Source organism: Acinetobacter sp. 228 (genome assembly GCF_048147885.1).
The window spans coordinates 1-1,024 of sequence record NZ_JAYWYV010000614.1 but is presented as its reverse complement, the minus strand read 5'-3'; the positions used below and the strand labels follow the sequence as shown (position 1 = coordinate 1,024).

Below are 1,024 nucleotides of genomic sequence, written 5' to 3'. Positions count from 1 at the left end.
CTCTGTCCTTGTGATGCTCCAGTAATAATCCCTGTAGTACGAAACTGTTGGCCTTGATCTGTGACCTGATCAACCGCAACCTGCAACCCAATAAATGTTTTGAGTGGAATATGAGCATTGGTTGATAAACAAATCAGCTCGGCTGTCATGCCCTGATTAAGATAATGTTGCCCATCTATACGTTGTAAAAAAACCTGACTATTCAGGGATGCATCTGAAAACTGGAGATACACCGAACGATGCTGTGAGAGAAAACCTATACTCTCTAAAACTTGGGAAATATTATTAAACATTACGTTTGTTATAAATTGAGACTTAATCGATTATATTTTATAAAATGCGTACAGATCTGTCTATTTTTTATATCAATTGCAATGTTAATGGCTAGTCGGACACCCTATCCATACACTAAAATAAAAAGCTCAATACTTCAGCGACCTGTGCCGCTAACTCATCTTTAAAACTCATGAAATACACCTACTGCGGAGATTGCAGTGCCAAAGATCTAAAGTCGATCAAAATAAAAATTGGCGTAATTGTAGCAGATTTATAGGTCCTGTTTAGAGATTGTTGAGTTGTCTATCCGTGTTTTCATATTTGAAATATTTTTGGTGAAGCCCTAAAGAACTCATAGCTTTCACCATTAAAAAAGCCTGTTCAATATCAACAGGCTTTTTACGAATGAACTGAACAGCTTATGCCAATTTCTTTTCTTCAATAAATTGGACATCGGCAATTTGTGCATCCCAAAACTCAGTCCACAATGCACAATAATCAAGACATAGTTGAGTCAAGCTTTCATAGTCATCTTTGGTAATGGCTTGAGCCAACGCAAACCAAAGGTCATCTTGATGGTCATCATCAGCAGCTTCAGCTGTTTCATCTGTTGAAACGCCATGTACATGGTAATAACCACCACCCTCAACATCGATATTTACAAACTTGGTTGCTTGTCGTAATGGTGGGCTAAAAAGAATGACTTCTTCTTCTGCCACCGCCAATAATGCCACCACATTAATATAAC

2 pseudogenes are annotated in these 1,024 nt (G+C 37.8%); both read right to left on the bottom strand.

The features are described 5' to 3' along the window. Positions 1-293 (bottom strand): annotated as a pseudogene (locus VXQ92_RS21295) (type VI secretion system tip protein VgrG); the annotation flags it as partial. A gap of 402 nt (positions 294-695) precedes the next feature. Next, a pseudogene (locus tag VXQ92_RS21290) lies at positions 696-1,024 on the bottom strand (hypothetical protein); the annotation flags it as partial.